The organism is Mammaliicoccus sp. H-M34 (assembly GCF_022386495.1).
Taxonomy (GTDB): Bacteria; Bacillota; Bacilli; order Staphylococcales; family Staphylococcaceae; genus Mammaliicoccus; species Mammaliicoccus fleurettii.
The window spans coordinates 281,847-301,025 of sequence record NZ_JAJNIK010000003.1; the positions used below are offsets into that span (position 1 = coordinate 281,847).

General features: G+C 30.5%; 13 protein-coding genes. 11 read left to right on the top strand and 2 right to left on the bottom strand.

The annotated features are described in order from the left end of the window. Positions 1 to 41: 41 nt before the first annotated feature. Positions 42 to 1,286 carry a Glu/Leu/Phe/Val family dehydrogenase gene (locus tag LQ608_RS05705; RefSeq protein ID WP_239750644.1) on the top strand — a complete coding sequence of 415 codons (1,245 nt, stop codon included), beginning with the start codon at positions 42 to 44 and terminating at the stop codon, positions 1,284 to 1,286. 675 nt (positions 1,287 to 1,961) lie between these two features. On the opposite strand, the gene argH is transcribed toward LQ608_RS05705, so the two are convergent. Together argH and LQ608_RS05715 are read right to left on the bottom strand one after the other, a co-directional pair. Continuing rightward, positions 1,962 to 3,335 (bottom strand): argininosuccinate lyase, encoded by a 1,374-nt coding sequence (gene argH / locus LQ608_RS05710; protein ID WP_208144038.1) that lies wholly within the window; start codon positions 3,333 to 3,335, stop codon positions 1,962 to 1,964. Then, positions 3,332 to 4,534, bottom strand: coding sequence for an argininosuccinate synthase (locus LQ608_RS05715; protein WP_239750647.1), 1,203 nt, complete (start codon positions 4,532 to 4,534; stop codon positions 3,332 to 3,334). Before LQ608_RS05715 ends, argH begins: the two co-directional genes overlap by 4 nt. A gap of 212 nt (positions 4,535 to 4,746) precedes the next feature. Between LQ608_RS05715 and LQ608_RS05720 the strand changes: the two genes are divergently transcribed. The 10 genes from LQ608_RS05720 to LQ608_RS05765 all read left to right on the top strand — a co-directional run bounded on the left by LQ608_RS05720 (position 4,747) and on the right by LQ608_RS05765 (position 19,046). Then, positions 4,747 to 6,084 (top strand): glucose-6-phosphate isomerase, encoded by a 1,338-nt coding sequence (locus LQ608_RS05720; RefSeq protein ID WP_239750649.1) that lies wholly within the window; start codon positions 4,747 to 4,749, stop codon positions 6,082 to 6,084. Positions 6,085 to 6,178: 94 nt separating this feature from the next. After that, positions 6,179 to 7,081: a nuclease-related domain-containing protein gene (locus tag LQ608_RS05725; RefSeq protein WP_239750651.1), complete on the top strand. Its 903-nt coding sequence runs from the start codon at positions 6,179 to 6,181 to the stop codon at positions 7,079 to 7,081. 346 nt (positions 7,082 to 7,427) lie between these two features. Beyond that, on the top strand, positions 7,428 to 8,036 hold the full coding sequence (locus tag LQ608_RS05730) for a TVP38/TMEM64 family protein (RefSeq protein ID WP_078356662.1): 609 nt from the start codon (positions 7,428 to 7,430) through the stop codon (positions 8,034 to 8,036). Between the two features lie 2 nt (positions 8,037 to 8,038). Beyond that, positions 8,039 to 8,569: a signal peptidase I gene (gene lepB, locus LQ608_RS05735; RefSeq protein ID WP_239750653.1), complete on the top strand. Its 531-nt coding sequence runs from the start codon at positions 8,039 to 8,041 to the stop codon at positions 8,567 to 8,569. A gap of 19 nt (positions 8,570 to 8,588) precedes the next feature. Further along, complete coding sequence (gene lepB / locus LQ608_RS05740; RefSeq protein ID WP_078356664.1) at positions 8,589 to 9,155, top strand: signal peptidase I; 567 nt, start codon at positions 8,589 to 8,591, stop codon at positions 9,153 to 9,155. Between the two features lie 96 nt (positions 9,156 to 9,251). Continuing rightward, positions 9,252 to 12,722, top strand: a complete 3,471-nt coding sequence (gene addB / locus LQ608_RS05745) for a helicase-exonuclease AddAB subunit AddB (RefSeq protein ID WP_239750655.1) — start codon at positions 9,252 to 9,254, stop codon at positions 12,720 to 12,722. Next, complete coding sequence (gene addA, locus LQ608_RS05750; protein WP_239750792.1) at positions 12,719 to 16,360, top strand: helicase-exonuclease AddAB subunit AddA; 3,642 nt, start codon at positions 12,719 to 12,721, stop codon at positions 16,358 to 16,360. Before addB ends, addA begins: the two co-directional genes overlap by 4 nt. Next, positions 16,360 to 17,487 carry a DUF418 domain-containing protein gene (locus LQ608_RS05755; protein ID WP_239750657.1) on the top strand — a complete coding sequence of 376 codons (1,128 nt, stop codon included), beginning with the start codon at positions 16,360 to 16,362 and terminating at the stop codon, positions 17,485 to 17,487. The genes addA and LQ608_RS05755 overlap by 1 nt, the downstream gene beginning before the upstream one ends. 76 nt (positions 17,488 to 17,563) lie before the next feature. After that, positions 17,564 to 18,469: a fumarylacetoacetate hydrolase family protein gene (locus LQ608_RS05760; RefSeq protein WP_078356668.1), complete on the top strand. Its 906-nt coding sequence runs from the start codon at positions 17,564 to 17,566 to the stop codon at positions 18,467 to 18,469. A gap of 232 nt (positions 18,470 to 18,701) precedes the next feature. After that, positions 18,702 to 19,046, top strand: a complete 345-nt coding sequence (locus tag LQ608_RS05765) for a YisL family protein (RefSeq protein WP_078356669.1) — start codon at positions 18,702 to 18,704, stop codon at positions 19,044 to 19,046. Positions 19,047 to 19,179 lie beyond the last annotated feature (133 nt).

Sequence of the window (19,179 nt, forward strand, 5' to 3'; positions counted from 1 at the left end):
TTTAGAGATTAAAAGTATTTAAAAAAGAGGCGAAGAGGATCATGAGCGAAAATTTAAATTTAGTTTCATCGACACAAGAAATTATTGGTGTAGCCCTTAATAAATTAGGTTTTGATGAGGGGATGTACGATTTAATTAAGGAACCAATGAGATTATTAACAGTGCGTATACCAGTTAGAATGGATGACGGTTCTGTTAAGACATTTACTGGGTATCGTGCCCAACATAATGATGCAGTTGGTCCAACAAAAGGTGGCGTACGTTTCCATCCTGATGTTGACGTTGAAGAAGTAACAGCTTTATCTATGTGGATGACATTAAAATGTGGAATTGTAGATTTACCATATGGTGGCGGTAAAGGTGGTATCGTTTGTGACCCAAGACAAATGAGTATTCATGAAGTTGAAAGATTATCTCGTGGATATGTTCGTGCTATTTCTCAAATAGTAGGGCCAACAAAAGATATACCAGCACCAGATGTATTTACAAATTCACAAATTATGGCTTGGATGATGGATGAATACAGTCAAATGGATGAATTTAATTCACCTGGATTCATTACTGGTAAGCCAATTGTGTTAGGTGGTTCTCAAGGTAGAGACCGTTCTACTGCATTAGGTGTAGTTATTGCAATTGAACAAGCTGCCAAAAGACGCGATAAAACAATCGAAGGTTCTAGAGTCGTTATACAAGGCTTCGGTAATGCCGGTAGTTTCTTAGCGAAATTCTTATATGACCAAGGGGCAAAAATTGTAGGTATCTCTGATGCTTACGGTGCACTTCATGATCCTGAAGGTTTAGATATCGATTATTTATTGGATCGTCGTGATAGCTTTGGAACTGTTACTAATTTATTTGATGATACTATTTCAAATAAAGAATTATTTGAAATTGACTGTGACATTCTTGTTCCAGCAGCAATCTCAAATCAAATTACTGAAGAAAATGCAAATGACATAAAAGCTAATATTATTGTTGAAGCAGCAAATGGTCCAACTACAATGGGAGCTACTAAAATTTTAAGTGAACGTGGTATTTTATTAGTACCAGATGTATTAGCAAGTGCGGGTGGCGTAACTGTTTCATACTTTGAGTGGGTACAAAATAACCAAGGTTATTATTGGACTGAAGAAGAAGTTAATGAAAAATTACGTGAAAAACTAGTTAAAGCATTTGATACAGTTTATAACTTATCAGAAAACAGAAAAATAGATATGCGTTTAGCAGCTTATATTGTAGGTATTAAACGTACAGCAGAAGCAGCTAGATACAGAGGTTGGGCATAAGCTTCGATCCAGTAATCTACTGTGAATAGAATGATTTGAGGGTGAGACAATTAATTTGTCTCACCCTCAAAATGATTTTGGGACATGAAATTCTATCTCAAAATAAATAAGCATATCACTTAACTGATTTTTTAAAGTTTATAGTGATATGCTTATTTTTTAAATCTTACGATTTTGTATGTGCATGCTTGCCTAGGGGTATGGCTCGAGCCTGTAGTCTCTCACGCATACTATTCCCTCAGGCGTCAGCACTTACAAAATCGTTAGAAACATTCATTTTTATATGCATTTTTTCTACGATTATACTTATAAGGGGTTCATTAAAAGCAATACTAGGTAAAATTGCTGATAAGAGGTGCGTTAAAAGCAATTCTCAGTAAAATTACTGATAAGAGGTGTGTTAAAAGCAATACTAGGTAAAATTGCTGATAAGAGGTCCATTAAAAGCAATACTAGGTAAAATTACTGATAAGGGGTGCGTTAAAAGCAATTTTCAGTAAAATTGCTGATAAGAGGTCCATTAAAAGCAATACTAGGTAAAATAGCTGATAAGAGGTGCGTTAAAAGCAATTCTCAGTAAAATAGCTGATAAGAGTTACAGTAAAACCGGATTTGACTACAAAATGGAGGCTGAGACAATTTAATTGTCCCAGCCTCTGGAATAATACTTTAATTTTAAATAAGTTCTTTAGCTACATTAATCTGATGTTGTACGGACTCTTGTCCTGTTGAACCATAACTTTTTCTACGGCTTAAGCAATTTTCAGGTTTTAAATAATCATATACATTTGATTCGATTTTATTGTTATATGATTGATATTGTTCTAAAGGCACGTCTAATAAATACTTTCCATTTTGTATACACCATAATACGATTTTACCTACAATTTCGTGTGCTTCTCTAAATGGTATATTTTGTTCTACTAAGTAATCTGCCAATTCTGTCGCATTTGAAAAGTCTTTATGAACTGTTTCATTTAAACGATCTTTATTGACTTGCATTGATGTAATCATACCTTCAAATATACGTAAAGATCCTTTAATAGTATGAATAGCATCAAACAATCCTTCTTTATCTTCTTGCATATCTTTGTTATAGGCTAAAGGTAGTCCTTTTAATGTAACTAACATACTCATTAAGTAACCAGTTGTTCTTCCTACTTTACCTCTAATCAATTCTGCCATATCTGGATTTTTCTTTTGTGGCATGATAGAAGATCCTGTTGAAAAGCTATCTGATAAAGTTACGAACTTAGCTTCATCTGTGGACCAAAATATTATTTCTTCAGCAAATCTTGATAAATGGACCATCGTTAATGAAATGTTATGCAATGTTTCAACAATGTAATCACGGTCACTTACAGCATCAAGACTATTTTCATACAAACTACTGAAACCTAGAAGTTCTTGTGTACGATGTCTATCTATTGGATGTGTAGTACCACTTAATGCTGCTGCACCAAGTGGATTAATATCAATCCTTTTAATGCTGTCATTAAATCTTGATTTATCACGTTCTAACATCCAAAAATACGTCATTATATGGTGAGCAAACGATATTGGTTGCGCTCTTTGAAGGTGTGTATAACCCGGCATAATTGTATGAATATGATCATCTGCAATGCTGATGATAGATTTTTGTAAAGATTCAACAAGTTTAATAATTTCTTGGACATTTTCCTTTGTATAAAGATGCATGTCAGTTGCAACTTGATCATTTCTACTTCTACCTGTATGTAGCTTTCCACCGACTTGACCAATTTTTTGAATTAATGCGTGTTCAACGTTTAAATGAATGTCTTCTAATGATTCTGATAGTTCTAAATTATTGTTGTAATAATCTTGTTTTATTTCTTTTAAACCTTGAATAATTAATTCAGCTTCATCATTTTGAATAATATTTTGTTCAGCAAGCATTGTTGCGTGCGCAATACTGCCTTGTATATCTTGATCAATCAAATTTTTATCAAAATGGATAGATGCATTGAATGCATCTACCCATGATTCAGGGTTAGACTCGAATCTTCCACCCCATGCTTTTTTTGTCATTTTAAAACACCCTCTGTTTCTAATAATGCTTTAACTTTTGTAGGTAAACCAAAGATTTCGATAAAGCCTACTGCAGCTTCTTGATTAAATGCATCTTCTTTAGTATATGTTGCAAGTTCTTCATTATATAAACTAAATGGAGATTTACGTCCATTTACAATAACATTTCCTTTGAATAGTTTAACACGTACTGTACCAGTTACTTGAGTTTGAGTAGAATCAATAAATTGTTTTAAGCTCTCAGTTAAAGGTGAGAACCATAAGCCATTATAAATTTGTTCTGATAATTGTTTTTCGATAACTGGTTTGAAATGTGCAACATCTTTAGTTAAAGTAATCGTTTCTAAAGCTTTATGTGCTTCCATAATTACTTTTGCACCAGGTGTTTCGTACACTTCACGAGATTTAATACCAACTAGACGATTTTCTACATGGTCAATTCTTCCGATACCATGTAAACCAGCAATTTCATTTAAATTTAAAATGAGTTGATCTAATGGATACGACTTATTATTTATTGAAGTAGGTAATCCATTTTCAAAAACAATTTCAAGTTCTTCTGGTGTATCCGGAGTTTCTTCTATTGGATTAGTTAAATCATATGCATCTTCTGGTGGTGTTGCGAATGGATCTTCTAAAATACCACATTCATTACTACGACCCCATAAATTTTGGTCAATTGAATAAGGAGAGTCTAAATTGATAGGAATTGGGATATTATGTTTTTTTGCATAATCAATTTCTTCCTCACGACTCCAAGACCATTCACGAACTGGTGCTAGTACTTTAATATGCGGTGCTAATGATTTAATAGCAACTTCAAAACGTACTTGGTCATTACCTTTACCAGTACAACCATGTGCGATAGCAATAGCGTCTTCAGCTTGAGCTATTTCTACTAATTTTTTGGAAATAAGAGGTCTACTTAATGCAGATACTAAAGGATATGTTCCTTCATACATTGTATTACCTTTAATTGCATAACCAACAAAATCTTCGCTAAATTCTTTAGTAGCGTCAATGACATATGATTGTTCTGCTCCCATATCGAATGCTTTTTGTTGTACAAGGTCTAAGTCTTTACCTTCACCAACATCTAAACAACATGCAACTACTGAATAACCTTTTTCTATTAACCATTTTACTGCAACACTTGTATCTAAACCACCTGAGTAAGCTAAAACTACTTTATTAGACATAACTTAAATCGCTCCCTTTTGTATTAATATTTAATATCTTGTATATTTAATCGATAAACATACGATACCATATTGATTTTGTATTTTCAATAGTTTTATTAAATATTTATGCATTACAAAGTATATCGTTACATTTCAATTGAAAGCCTATGAAAACTAGAGTAAAATAAAGACGTTGTTTAAATTAACTATGAATTCAATAGGAGGATACTATGTCACATATTCAATTTGATTATAAAAAAGCTTTAACGTTTTTTGGTGAACATGAACTAGACCAATCAAGAGATTTAGTAAAGAATATACATCATGTTATACATGAAAAAACAGGAGCAGGTAGTGACTTTTTAGGATGGGTTGATTTACCTGTTGATTACGATAAAGAAGAATTTGATCGAATCTTATCAGCTTCTAAACGTATTAAAGAACAATCAGAAGTATTACTTGTTATCGGTATTGGTGGTTCTTATTTAGGTGCACGTGCTGCAGTAGAGATGTTGAATTCAACATTTGCTAACTACGAAAAAGGTGAGAATCCTCAGATTATATTTGTTGGACATCATTTATCATCATCATATGTACATGATTTAATTGAATATATAGATGGTAAAGATTTCTCTATTAATGTTATTTCTAAATCAGGTACAACGACTGAACCAGCTGTAGCATTTAGAATTTTCAAGAAAATTTTAGAAGAAAAATATGGTAAAGATGAAGCTAAAAATCGTATCTTTGCTACTACAGATAAAGAAAAAGGTGCTTTAAAAGATTTAGCTACTGGAGAAGGTTACGAAACATTTGTAGTGCCAGATGACGTAGGTGGTAGATATTCAGTATTAACAGCTGTAGGATTACTACCAATTGCAGCAAGTGGTGTAGATATTCAAGAAATGATGAATGGTGCTGCTGCTGCACGTGAAGATTTATCATCATCTGAACTTGAAGAAAATATTGCATATCAATATGCAGCAATCCGTAATATTCTTTATGCAAAAGGTTATTCAACTGAAATGTTAATTAACTATGAGCCTGCATTACAATACTTTAGTGAATGGTGGAAACAACTATTCGGTGAATCAGAAGGTAAAGACTATAAAGGTATTTATCCTTCAAGTGCAAACTTTACATCTGACCTTCACTCATTAGGACAATATGTACAAGAAGGACGTCGTTTCTTATTTGAAACAGTTGTTAAAGTTGAGAGCCCTAAATATGATATTACAATAGAAGAAGATAAAGACGATTTAGATGGTTTGAACTTCTTAGCTGGTGAAACTGTTGATTTTGTTAACACTAAAGCATTCCAAGGTACACTATTAGCTCATACAGATGGTGGCGTACCAAACTTAGTTGTTAAAGTACCTCAATTAGATGCATATACATTCGGTTATGTTGTATACTTCTTCGAGTTAGCTTGTGCTATGAGTGGATACTTACTAGGCGTTAATCCATTCAACCAACCAGGAGTTGAAGCATATAAACAAAATATGTTTGCTCTACTTGGTAAACCAGGATTTGAAGATTTGAAAAAAGAATTAGAAGATAGACTATAATATGAGAATGATTTTAAAAAAGTCCCCGAATTTTTATTCGGAGGGCTTTTTTTGATTTGTAAGTGAAATTTTGAAAATATGAGGTGAAAAAATTTTGAAGTTGATTAACAATTTATTCATTGATTATGTTGAAGCGGTTAAAGAAAGGGTGGAAGATTTTCCAAAAGAATTAGATGAACAATACCAAGTCATTAAACAAGGTTTCGAAGGAGAAAAGCAATTTGCAAGCCTTCTAAATGAAATAGAAGGTCTATGGTGGATATATGATTTACAAATTAAGAATTATAACCAAATTCAATTTGATTTCTTAGTGATAACTGATGATGAAATCATTCAATTTGAAATTAAAAATTTCACAGGAGACTATTACTATGACAACCAAAAGCTATATAGAAGTTCTGGTTATGTAGCAAAAGATCTGATTAATCAATTTGAAGTAGCACATGATGGATTAAAAAGAGTTATTCAGAAATATAAAATAAATAGAAAGGTGAAAAGTTATATTGTATTTATACATCCAACATTTACATTACATGGTGATTTAAGATCTAAAGTGGATATTTTAGTGAATAGCGAGTTGTACAAATTAAAAGAAATGGTATCAAATAACTTCAAATATGATCACAATAAATTGATTTATGACAAGTTGAAATCACTACACCAGCCATTTTTAACCAACAATAAACATTTTCAGAAAATACAGTTTGATGAGATAAATGGAGGGGTAAGATGTACAAAATGTCGGAAGATGTTGCAAACAGAGTTGATTTATAATAAACGAAAATATTTAAACTGCAACCATTGTGGTACCGTATTGATGAGAAGTGATATTATTATAAAATCATTAAAAGAATTATATTTATTGAAAGATGCACCTTTTTCAGTCAAAGAAGCAGAAGAATGGACAGGTGTTTCAAATAGCGCCATTAAACGAATACTTTATTGTAATTTTGAAAGAGTAGGTCAAGGGAAAGCTACTAAATATGTTACTAGATAATTGAAATACAGGTCGGTAAAAAAATTTATCGACCCGAAAACGCGAAATACAGGCCGATAAAAAAATTTATCGACCCGAAAACGCGAAATACAGGCCGATAAAAAAATTTATCGACCCGAAAACGCAAAATACAGGCCGATAAAAAAATTTATCGACCCGGAATAATCCTAATTATCATCATAGCGCCATACGACCACTCTATAAACTTCAAATATCAATTTATCCAATAAATCCACTAAAACTTTCATAACAACTTATCTACGACTTTTATACGATGTCAATTTACTTTTCTAATTACACTTTTATAGATATAATTAATATAAATTTAAGAAGGAAGTTGCATGACATGTTATTTCAAGACATTATAAATTGGTTCACTTATGAAAATATTACTGAATTAATTGAAACGTTTAGATCTTTCGGGATATTTATTGCGTTTTTATTACCATTTATTGAAGCATTTATTCCATTTTTACCTATTATTTTGTTCGTTATAGCTAATGTGAATGCATATGGTTTATTTTTAGGATTTATAATTTCGTGGGCTGGAACTGTTGCGGGAAGTTACCTTGTCTTTTTATTTTTAAGATTAATTTCTAAAAAGCCATTTATGAAAAAAATTGTAGAACAACCAAGAGTTGTAAAGTTTATTCACTGGATTGATGATCACGGGTTTGGTCCATTATTTATTCTACTTTGTTTCCCATTCACACCTGGTGCATTAGTAAATATGGTGAGTGCTTTTTCAAATATTAGTAAGCAAGTGTATTTAATAGCATTGATTTTATCAAAAGCGATTATGATATTTACTTTGAGTTTCATCGGGGCAGACATAAATTCCTTTTTTGAAAGTCCTAAAAAGAGTATAATAGTATTCGTGATTATATTTATGCTATGGTTAGTAGGTAAAGGATTTGAAAAATATTTTGACAAACGATTGAAAAACAGGAGTTAGCGATGAAAAAAATATTCGAATGGGCAATTGCAATTATTATCGCGTTAGTATTATTATTTATAGTGAGAACTTTTTTATTTATAGGTTATATTGTTGATGGTGATTCAATGGAGCCAACTTTCCATGATGGAGACAGATTAATTGTTAACAAACTTGTTAAAAACATTGGACAGATAGATAATGGAGATGTTATTGTTTTTCATGCTAATAAAGAGTCTGACTTTATAAAAAGAGTAATTGGTTTACCTGGTGACACTGTTGAAATGAAAAACAACAAATTGTATATTAATGGTACACAAGTTAACGAGCGTTATTTAAATGATAATATAAAAACTGATGATTTCAGTACAAGAACAATTCAAGGTTCTAAAAGTGACGTTATTCCTAACAATGAATATTTAGTATTAGGAGATAATCGCGGTAATAGTAGGGACTCAAGAGAAATTGGGTTTGTTCACGAGAAAGATATTGTTGGAAAAGTTAATTTAAGATATTATCCATTTGATAAAATAGATGTAAATTTCGATAAATAATAATAATGAGGTGGCATTTTTGAAAAAAGAGATATTTGAATGGGTTGTAGCAATTGCAGTCGCAGTTGTATGTGTATTATTAATACAGAAATTCTTATTTGTAACTTATACAGTTTCTGGTGATTCGATGCATCCAACTTTAAAAAATGGTGAAAAAGTAATTGTAAATAAAATTGGATACAAAGTTGGAAATATTGATAACGGAGATGTCATTGTATTTCATGCAAATGAAAATGATGATTATGTAAAGCGTGTTATCGGTAAACCAGGTGATACAGTAAAATATGATAATGATCAATTATATGTAAATGATAAAAAAGTACCAGAAGAATACTTAAAAGCAAATAAAGCAAATAAATCTCGTGATTTACTAACTGAGAATTTTGAAGTTAAAGACCTCGTTAATTCAAACGGCGTTAATAAAATTCCAAAAGGTGAGTATCTAGTACTTGGAGATAATCGTGAAGTAAGTAAAGATGGACGTTCATTTGGACTAATTAATGAAGATGTCATTGTCGGTGAAGTCGCACTTAGATTCTGGCCAATCAATCAATTCCATTATGATTTTGACCCATCTACAAATTAGTAATATAAATAGGTTGAACACCTCACTTAAAATTAAGTGAGGTGTTCTTTTTATGTTAAAATATATACATGAGAAATTGCCAAGGAGGTCGAATTAATGCAACTAAATGTATGGACTGGTCGAAGTGGCACCGGAAAAACTAAACAAATGATTGAACAAATGACAGAAGCTATGATAGAGAACCCATTAGGTGACCCAATTATCTTTTTAACACCTACTCAAAATACGTTCCAATATGAACAAGCATTTGTTCGAAATCCAAAATTAAAAGGAAGTATAAGAACCTCAGTATTTGGCTTCGAAAGACTAAGCTGGAGAGTCTTGAGTGATGAGGGCGGTTTAATAGAACAGCAAATATCTGATGAGGCATTAGAAATGCTTACTTATCATTTATTACATACACACAAACAACAATTAAATTTATATCAATCTACAATTCAACATTATGGATTTAGTCATAAAATGATGAATGAAATTAAAGATTTCAAAAAATATAATGTGCAACCAGAAGATATCTCAGTATATATTGAAAATAATGATAATATACCAAAAAGAATGAAAGATAAATTAAGTGATATTGAAACGATTTATAAAGCATTAGAAGGGCAACTCGATGGTCGCTATGTGCAAGCTGAAGATGTATTGTACAAATTAATAGAGAAAATTCCAAATTCTGATTATATCAAACAAGCTGATATTTATATTGATGGATTCCATAACTTTTCAACTTTAGAATATCGTGTTATTGAAACACTTGTAAAATACAGCAGGTCTGTAACGATAGGATTAACGACTGACGGGGATAAAGATCCGTTTAGTTTATTTAGAAAGACATCTGAAACATTAAGTCATATAGAAGAAGTTGCACATTCATTACATACTACAATAAATAAAAAGCATTTTAGTAATTCTACAAGATTTAACAATAATCAAGACTTAAAACATTTAGAAAGCCAGTTTGATGCGTTATTACCAAACAAAATTGATAGTAAAAATTTAAAGGTTATTGAAGCATCAAATATGAGAGAAGAAGTTCAATATGTAGCTAGAGAAATCTTGAGACGATCTCGTGAAGACAATTTATCATATAAAGATATTGCCATACTTTATCGTGATCCGAACTATGAACAGCTAATTGAAACAGTTTTACCTCATTTTGATATTGCTTTTAATCATGATGCTAAAAAGAAAATGGCATACCATCCTTTTATAGAATGTTTAAGGTCAATGTTAGAAGTGATTCAATCAGGTTGGAGATTTGAACCTGTCATGAGAATGCTGAAAACAGGTATATTGACGAGTCATATACCAAACGATTCTTATTTAATTGATATTCTTGAGAATTATGCTTTTGAAAGAGGTATATCAGGTAAAAGATGGACTAATCCAGAATTTTTCACTATTGAATCATTTGAAAAATTAGGGAAAAAATCGTTGAGAAAAGAAGAAGATACTTTTGTTGAAGAAGATATTAATACAATTAAAAGTGTAATCAACTTAAAAGATTATATAGTTAGTCGAATTGAAAAGTTGAACAATGCTTTATCTGAAAGTAAAACAGTAGAAGACTTTACGGTTAGATTATATGAAGTGATAGAGAAATTTGAATTACCGACTCATCTAATGACGATGAGAGATGAGTTAGAAATAAAGAGTCAATTTGAAGAAGCTGAACAAATAGACCAAGTGTGGGAAGGTACAATTCGAATATTTGATGACATTGTAGAAGTATTAGGAGATGTTACTTTATCACTTAATGAGTATATTGAAATTCTTGATCGCGGTTTAGATGAATTAGAATTTTCAATGATACCTCAAACATTAGACGAAGTAACAGTTGGTAATATGGATTTAGCTAAAGTAGATAATAAAGAAACAGTATTTTTATTAGGTATGAACGATGGTGTCTTACCAAGTGTATCCAATCAAATGCTTTTACTTACAGATGATGAGAAAAAGGAATTGGCAGAAACAAGTGGATTGGAACTCAGTCCGACAAGTGATATTTTACAAATGGATGAAGCGTTTGTATGTTATATTGCGATGACACGTGCTAAAAGAGAAGTCATATTTACGTATAGCCTTATGTCTGACAGTGGAGAAGTAAGAGAAAAAAGTCCATTTATCAATACAATTCAATCATTATTTACAAATTTAGAAGTTAAGTCACTTAAATCAAGTATTGAGAATAATCCTATCCAACTTTTAGAACATGAACATCAAAGTCAAATGCATATATTTGAACACTTAAACGATTGGTTAAATGATGAAATCGTTAATGATATTTGGTTAGATGCTTACTATGCAGCTCAAGATATACATTATTTAGACAATACAATTCAATTTTTAACAACAGCTTTAACTTATAAAAACGACACAGTTCAGCTTAATACAGAAGTATCAGAACAATTATATGGTAAAAAAATAAACGCAAGTGTTTCAAGATTTGAAACATACAATCAATGCCCATTTAAACATTATGTATCACATGGATTAAGGTTGAACGAACGATCTAAATATCAAATTCAGAGTGTAGATATTGGTAATATATTCCATCAAACTTTAAAATATATATCTGATGAGGTTAACGGAGATTTTAGTAAATTGTCAGCTCAAACGATGACAAAATTAATTAATGAAGCCATTGATGAAAGTTTGCCTAAAATTCAGTTTGATGTATTACACCGAACAGCACATTACAGATATTTAAAATTAAGAATACAAAATATACTTAAATCAACATTAGAAGCAATGAAATATCAAACAGGTCATTCAAAATTTAAAGCCTATCAATTTGAATTGAATTTTGGTGCTACATCTAAACATCAATTGAAAACAACGCCACTTGCGACTAAACGTCAAATACCGATTAATATAAGAGGGCAAATAGATAGATTAGACGTTTATAAAGGAAAAGATAAAGACTACGTTTCAATAATTGACTATAAATCGTCTGAAACCAATCTAGATTTAACAAAAGTTATGTACGGAATGCAAATGCAAATGTTTACTTATCTAGATGTTGTATTACAAAACAAGACAATATTAAATCTACAAGATGAAGTGTCGCCAGGGGCACTTTTATACTTCCATGTACATGAGCCTGAAATAAAAGCAAAAAGCTGGGGAGAAATTCCTGAAACTGATGATATATATCAACATACAATTGAAAAGTTTAAAATGGATGGTTATGTTAACAAAAATCCAGAAGTAGTAGATGCACTAGATGATAAATTAAATGAACAACTTAAATCGGATATGATACCAGTTGCAAGAAAGAAAAATGGTGATTTATACAGCTATAGTAAAGCATTGGATGAAGATTTATTCTATAAATTAATGAACAAAAATAGAAATAATTTTGTTGAAACGGCTACACAAATTATGGATGGTCATACAGAAGTTACACCTATGAGATATCAAAAGAAACTACCTTGTCAATTTTGTGAATATAAGTCAGTATGTCATATTGATCCTATTACAGATACTGACCAATATAGAGAGATAGACCATACTTTAAGTAAAGATGAATTGATTAATATGTTAAGAGAGGAGGAAGAAGAATAATGTCATTACCTGTTAAGCCATTTGATGCACAATGGACAGACGATCAGTGGAAAGCTATTTATACTGAAGGAAGAGATATTCTAGTTGCTGCAGCTGCAGGAAGCGGTAAAACTGCTGTATTAGTTGAGCGTATTATTCAAAAAATCATGCGTAATAAACAAGATGTGAATAAATTACTTGTTGTAACATTTACTAATGCGAGTGCTAGAGAAATGAAAGCAAGAGTGAATGCTGCTATTCAACAAGAAAGTTTAAAACATCCTGAAGATGAACATTTAAAATACCAAAGAATAAAAATTCATCAAGCACAAATATCTACACTTCACAGTTTTTGTTTATCATTAATTAAATCACATTATGATGAAATAGATATAGATCCAAACTTTAGAACAGCAAATGAAGTAGAAGGTATCGTACTTTTAGAACAAGCAATTGATGATGTATTAGAAATGTATTATGAAAAAAATGAACAACCGTTTTTAGATATAGTTGAACATTTGTCAAACGACCGATCTGATGAGCCATTAAGAGATACTCTGAAACGGTTATATCGATTTAGTATTGCACATGCCAATCCAATTGCCTGGCTGGATCATTTAGATAAACCATATAAAGAGATAGATACAAAACATCCATATTTCAATATGTTGAATCAATTAATCAATCGTAAATTAGATAGTGCAATGCATGCTTTATATCAATCATTGGATTGTTATCAACATTTGAATGATGTCGACAAGCATATGACTTATCTTGAAGGTGAAAGAATTTGGATTGAACAAGTTATAAATGGAACTAAATCACTTGATAATCTCCATTTAGATGTCGCTTTAAAAAAATTGCCAACTAATACTGCCAAAATTAAAAGTCAAAATGAAGGTGACGAGCAGTTATTAGAACTTGGAAAGAATTATCATAAAGATTATATTGACCATTTAAAAGCGTTATCAGAAGGTTATTTAAGTCGTGATAGAGAAGAATTAGTTCAAGATATGCATGAGATGCATCCAAGAGTAAGGGTAATTGCTGACATTACAAAAGACATCATTAAGTATTTCAAAAGTTTAAAACAGAATAAACGTATTATCGACTTTTCTGATTATGAACATTTAGCTTTAGAAATATTAACTGATGATGAAGGTAAACCATCAGAGATTGCACTCCAATATAGAGAGTTATTCGATGAAATATTAGTAGATGAATATCAAGATACTAACAGAGTACAGGAAGCAATTATAAGCTGCATTAAACGTGGTGAAGAATATAATGGTAATTTATTTATGGTTGGAGATGTAAAACAATCCATTTATAAATTTAGACAAGCAGAACCAGAATTATTTATAGAAAAATATAAACGCTTTAATCAAGCAAATCATGAATCAGGAGAAGTCATCGATTTATCTAAAAACTTTAGATCTAGAAGAGAAGTATTAGATAATACGAATTATATATTCTCACACATGATGGATGAAACTGTTGGTGAAATTGAATATAATGATGAAGCTAAATTGTATTATGGTGCTGATTATGATGAGCAAAACACACCATTAGAAATGGATATTTTAGTTCAAGATTCATTTGAAGAGGAAGACAATAATCTTATAGAAGCGAAATGTATCGTAGATAAAGTTCAACATATTCTTGATAATAAACAAGTATATGATAGAAAAACACAAAGCTATCGTCCGGCCACTTTTAAAGATATTGTCATTTTGGAAAGAAGTTATAGTAACGCAATGCATTTACAGCAACAATTTAAAGATGCCAATATACCTTTTTATGTCGAATCGAAGAAAGGTTATTTCGAACAAAATGAAATTCGCTTAATGCTTTCATTTTTACGAGTTATCGATAATCCTTTACAAGACAAATATTTAGTAGGATTAATGCGTTCAATTGCTTTTCAATTTAAAGAAGATGAGTTAGCAGAAATTAGAAATAAAGCACCACAAGAAATTTATTATTTCGATTCAATATATAAATATATAGCTGATTCTGAAGCAGATACACAACTAGTTGAAAAGCTTAATAATTTCTTAAAACAACTGAAAAGTTACCAATCTTATAGTAAGGCTGTTCCTGTTTGGCAATTGCTAGATAAATTATACAACGATTACTATTTAATTTCTTATTTTAGTGGACTTACTGGTGGCGTACAAAGAAGACAAAATTTATACGGATTATTAAATAAAGCAATTCAGTTTGAAGCGTCTAGTTTACGAGGAATCTTTCAATTTATAAGGTTTATAGATGAGTTAATAGAACGTGGCCAAGATTTTGGACAAGAAAGTGTTATTGGTCCGAATGATGATGTCGTACGTATGATGACAATTCATAGTAGTAAAGGATTAGAGTTTCCATTTGTTATATATTCAGGTATTACAAGAGAATTTAATCGTGCCGATTTGAGGAATCATGTTATATTAAACAATCGCTATGGTATAGCTTTATCTTATTTTAATATTGATAAAGCATTAACATACCCAACATTAGCGTCTATTATCTTTAAAAATATAAATGAAACTGAAATGATATCTGAGGAAATGCGTTTAATTTACGTCGCACTAACAAGAGCTAAAGAAGGTTTATATCTAGTTGGTCGAGTTAAAAATGAAAAAGCAGTTGAAAATTTAGGATTAGTAAATGCAGATAAATATGAAATGATTGATCCTGAATATAGAGTAAAAGCTAAATCGGCATTTGATCTCATTTCTACTATTTTGTCTAAGTCAAAATCTCACGGCTTATCAAATGCAATTACATTTAATTCAACTCAAAATGAATCATTCAATATTAATATCATTAGAGAAGAAGAAAGCAATGAAGAAGATGATGTATTAAATGACAAACCTACAATTGAAACACTATTAAATTATAAGCCATCCGATAAAAAAGATGAGATATACAATCAAATGGTGTACTCATATCCTAACGAGAGCCTATTAAATATAGCAGCAAAACAGTCAGTATCAGAAATTAAGAGACAGCGAGAAACTGAAGAAGCGGGAACAGATTATCAAATCGTAAGACAATATCAACTAGGTACAAAATCATATGACAAACCTAAATTCTTATCTAATCAAAAGAGACAAAGTGCTGAAATAGGTACTTTAATGCATGCAGTGATGCAACATCTCCCTTTGAAAAGCGGTGGCTTAAATATTGACCAACTAAAAGATCTTGTGAATGAACTCATAGAGAAGGACATTTTACCAGATGACACGTTAGAAGATATCGACTTATCACTTATTCAAGGATTTATTCAATCAGACTTATATACTCGATTAGTAAATGCAGATAAAGTATTTAGAGAAGTGCCTTTCGTAGTTGGTCAAGATGATATTGATCAAGGATTAACTTTTAATGTTTCTGAGGATGACAATAAACCTATCATTCAAGGGATGATTGACTGTATATTTGTTGAAGGAGATAAAGTTTCTTTCATCGATTATAAAACAGATGCATTTATTGTACGAAGAGGTAAGACTGAAGAAGAAGTGGCAGAAACAATGAAGCAAAAATACGAAGTACAAATGCAATATTATAAAAATACTTTGGAAACAATTTTACAACAACCAGTTGAAGGGTATTTATATTTCTTTCAATATGGCACGAAACACATCAAGGAGAATAATTAATGGCAAAACAAAGAATATTTAGTATTGATGCATTAAGAGGATTTAGTTTATTAGGCATATTACTTATGAACATCTTAACATTTGCTTTTCCATATCAAATCATCAATCCATTTGAATTTTTTCAACAACAAGATGGTGCATTATTTAAAATAAGCTCACTTTTTATTATTGCATCATTTTATCCAATATTTGCATTTTTATTTGGGTATGGCTTATCCATAATGTATCAAAATAGTATAGAAAAAGAACTGAATTATTATCCTATGATAATAAGAAGATTGTCATTTTTATTACTAATTGGAATGATCCATGGCATATTTATATTTTACGGTGATATTTTAGCTACATATGCACTGTTAGGATTTATTGCGATTATTTTCGTGAGACTAAAGCCACAACATTCGTTAGTTGCGTTAACTATTGGTTTTGGCATTTTAATTCTTTTGTATATTTTACCTATGGTTTTATTACAAGATGCTACTCAAGTTGAAAATTTTGTAGGGTTACAAGAATTAGAAAGAGTCAATAATATATTAGCAAGTGCAGACTATTTATCAATTATAGGAGTTAACTTGAAGTACTTTGGCATGAATGTAGCAAATACTATTTTAGTTGGTCCTTTTAGTATATTACCAATTATGTTATTCGGAATATATGCACATCAAATAAATTGGTTGAATAAAATTCGTAATCATAAAAATTTATACACAGTAATTGGACTCGTTATTTTTATTTTAGGATTAGCGATTAAAATGATTCAAATCGTCTTAGAAGGATCAATGACATCTCAATTAATTAGTCAAATGCTTGGTGGGCCAATTGTTGCGCTAAGTTATATTATCTTTTTTGTACTATTATGTGAAGATGCAACAGCCAGAAAAGTGTTAAACCCGCTACAATATATTGGTAAATTAAGTTTAACGACTTATTTAACACAAAGTGTAATTTGTATCTTTATCTTCTATGGAATTGGGCTGAACTATTATGGTAAATTACCAGTACTCACAATATACACAATTGCTATTGTTATATATTTAGTTCAATTGTTATTGAGTTATTTATATTTAAAGAAATTCAAACAAGGTCCAATAGAGAAATTGTGGAGAAAAGTGACATATTTAAAATAATAGTTTGAAAATAATGCGATTTATCAAAAAATTCGTTATAATTAAGGATAAGAACAAGAAGGAGCTGACAGAGTGGATGAAATTTTTAACTTTTAAATACAAAGATATTACTTCTTATGGTGTGAAAGTAAAACGCGAAGAAGCAGTTTGGGACTTACGTAAAGTATTCGCAGACTTTGGAGAAGAGGCATTCAATCCTAAGACATTACTAGAAGGCTTACAATTTAATATTAACGTTGACTTTCAAGAGGCAGTTCGTAAAGCAGTAGTCAAAGTAGAAGAAACTGCTGAAAAAGACGATTATAAATATAGCTTCGAAGATATCGAATTTTTACCACCTGTAACACCTACAAATAATGTTATAGCTTTTGGTCGTAATTACAAAAAACATGCTGAAGAATTAAATAATAAAGTTAATAGACTATATGTATTTACTAAAGCAGCATCTTCATTAACAGGAGATAATGCAACAATTCCTAATCACAAAGACGTAACTGACAAATTAGATTATGAAGGTGAACTAGGTGTTGTAATTGGTAAATCAGGAGAGAAAATACCACGCGGTCTAGCATTAGATTACGTATATGGTTATACAATTATCAATGATATTACAGATAGAAATGCTCAAAAAGAACATGATCAAGCATTTTTATCAAAATCATTAACTGGTGGTTGCCCAATGGGACCTTATATCGTAACAAAAGATGAATTACCTTTACCAGAAGACGTTAATATTGTGACAAAAGTTAACAATGAAATTCGTCAAGATGGTAATACAAACGAAATGATATTAAAAATTGATGAACTAATTGCTGAAATTTCTAAATATGTTGCTTTACATCCAGGAGATGTTATCGCTACAGGTACACCAGCTGGAGTTGGAGCGGGTATGAACCCAGCTCAATTTTTACAACCTGGAGATGAAGTAAAAGTAACAATCGATGGAATAGGTACCTTAACTACTTTCATTAGCGAAAAATAATAGTATTAGTAGAATATTAAGTTGATGAGTTGGAGATAATGAAACTTTTTGAATAAATTAGATTTCATGCTCTTACTCATCTTCTTTTTGTCGTTATAGTAATAAACTTTTGAATAAATTGTGAAATATAAGCAAACATGATTATTTGGTACGTAAAAAAAGGCTTATTCTAATAATGCATATGTTATAATGCTATTGGAAAACAAATATTATTATTTAGGGGGAACTGAATATGATACATTTCCATATTTTTAGCTGGTTAGTAACAATTATTCTATTTTTCGTAGTTTATATGAAAGTTACAAATAAATCAGTTCATATGGTATTAAGGTTATTCATGGTGCTTACATTAATTTCTGGTTTTGTTATTTTTATACAAGCCATGGGTATTAATGGTATGTTATATGGCATCAAATTTATTCTTGGACTTGCAGTTATTGGATTAATTGAAATGACAATTGCTAAGAAGAAAAAGAATAAAAATAGCCAAGGATTTTTCATTGCAACAATAGTTGTTATGGTATTAACAATTTTATTAGGTAGTTATTTACCAATGGGCGTATTACATTTTGGTTAATTACTAACGTTAACAAATCCATTCATAACTTTATTCAATAAAGTTATGAATGTTTTTTTATGTGAAATAATTTATGACAATTTCATGTAGTTCTATCAGTAAAGTAAACGTTTTAGTATAATAGAGATAATTG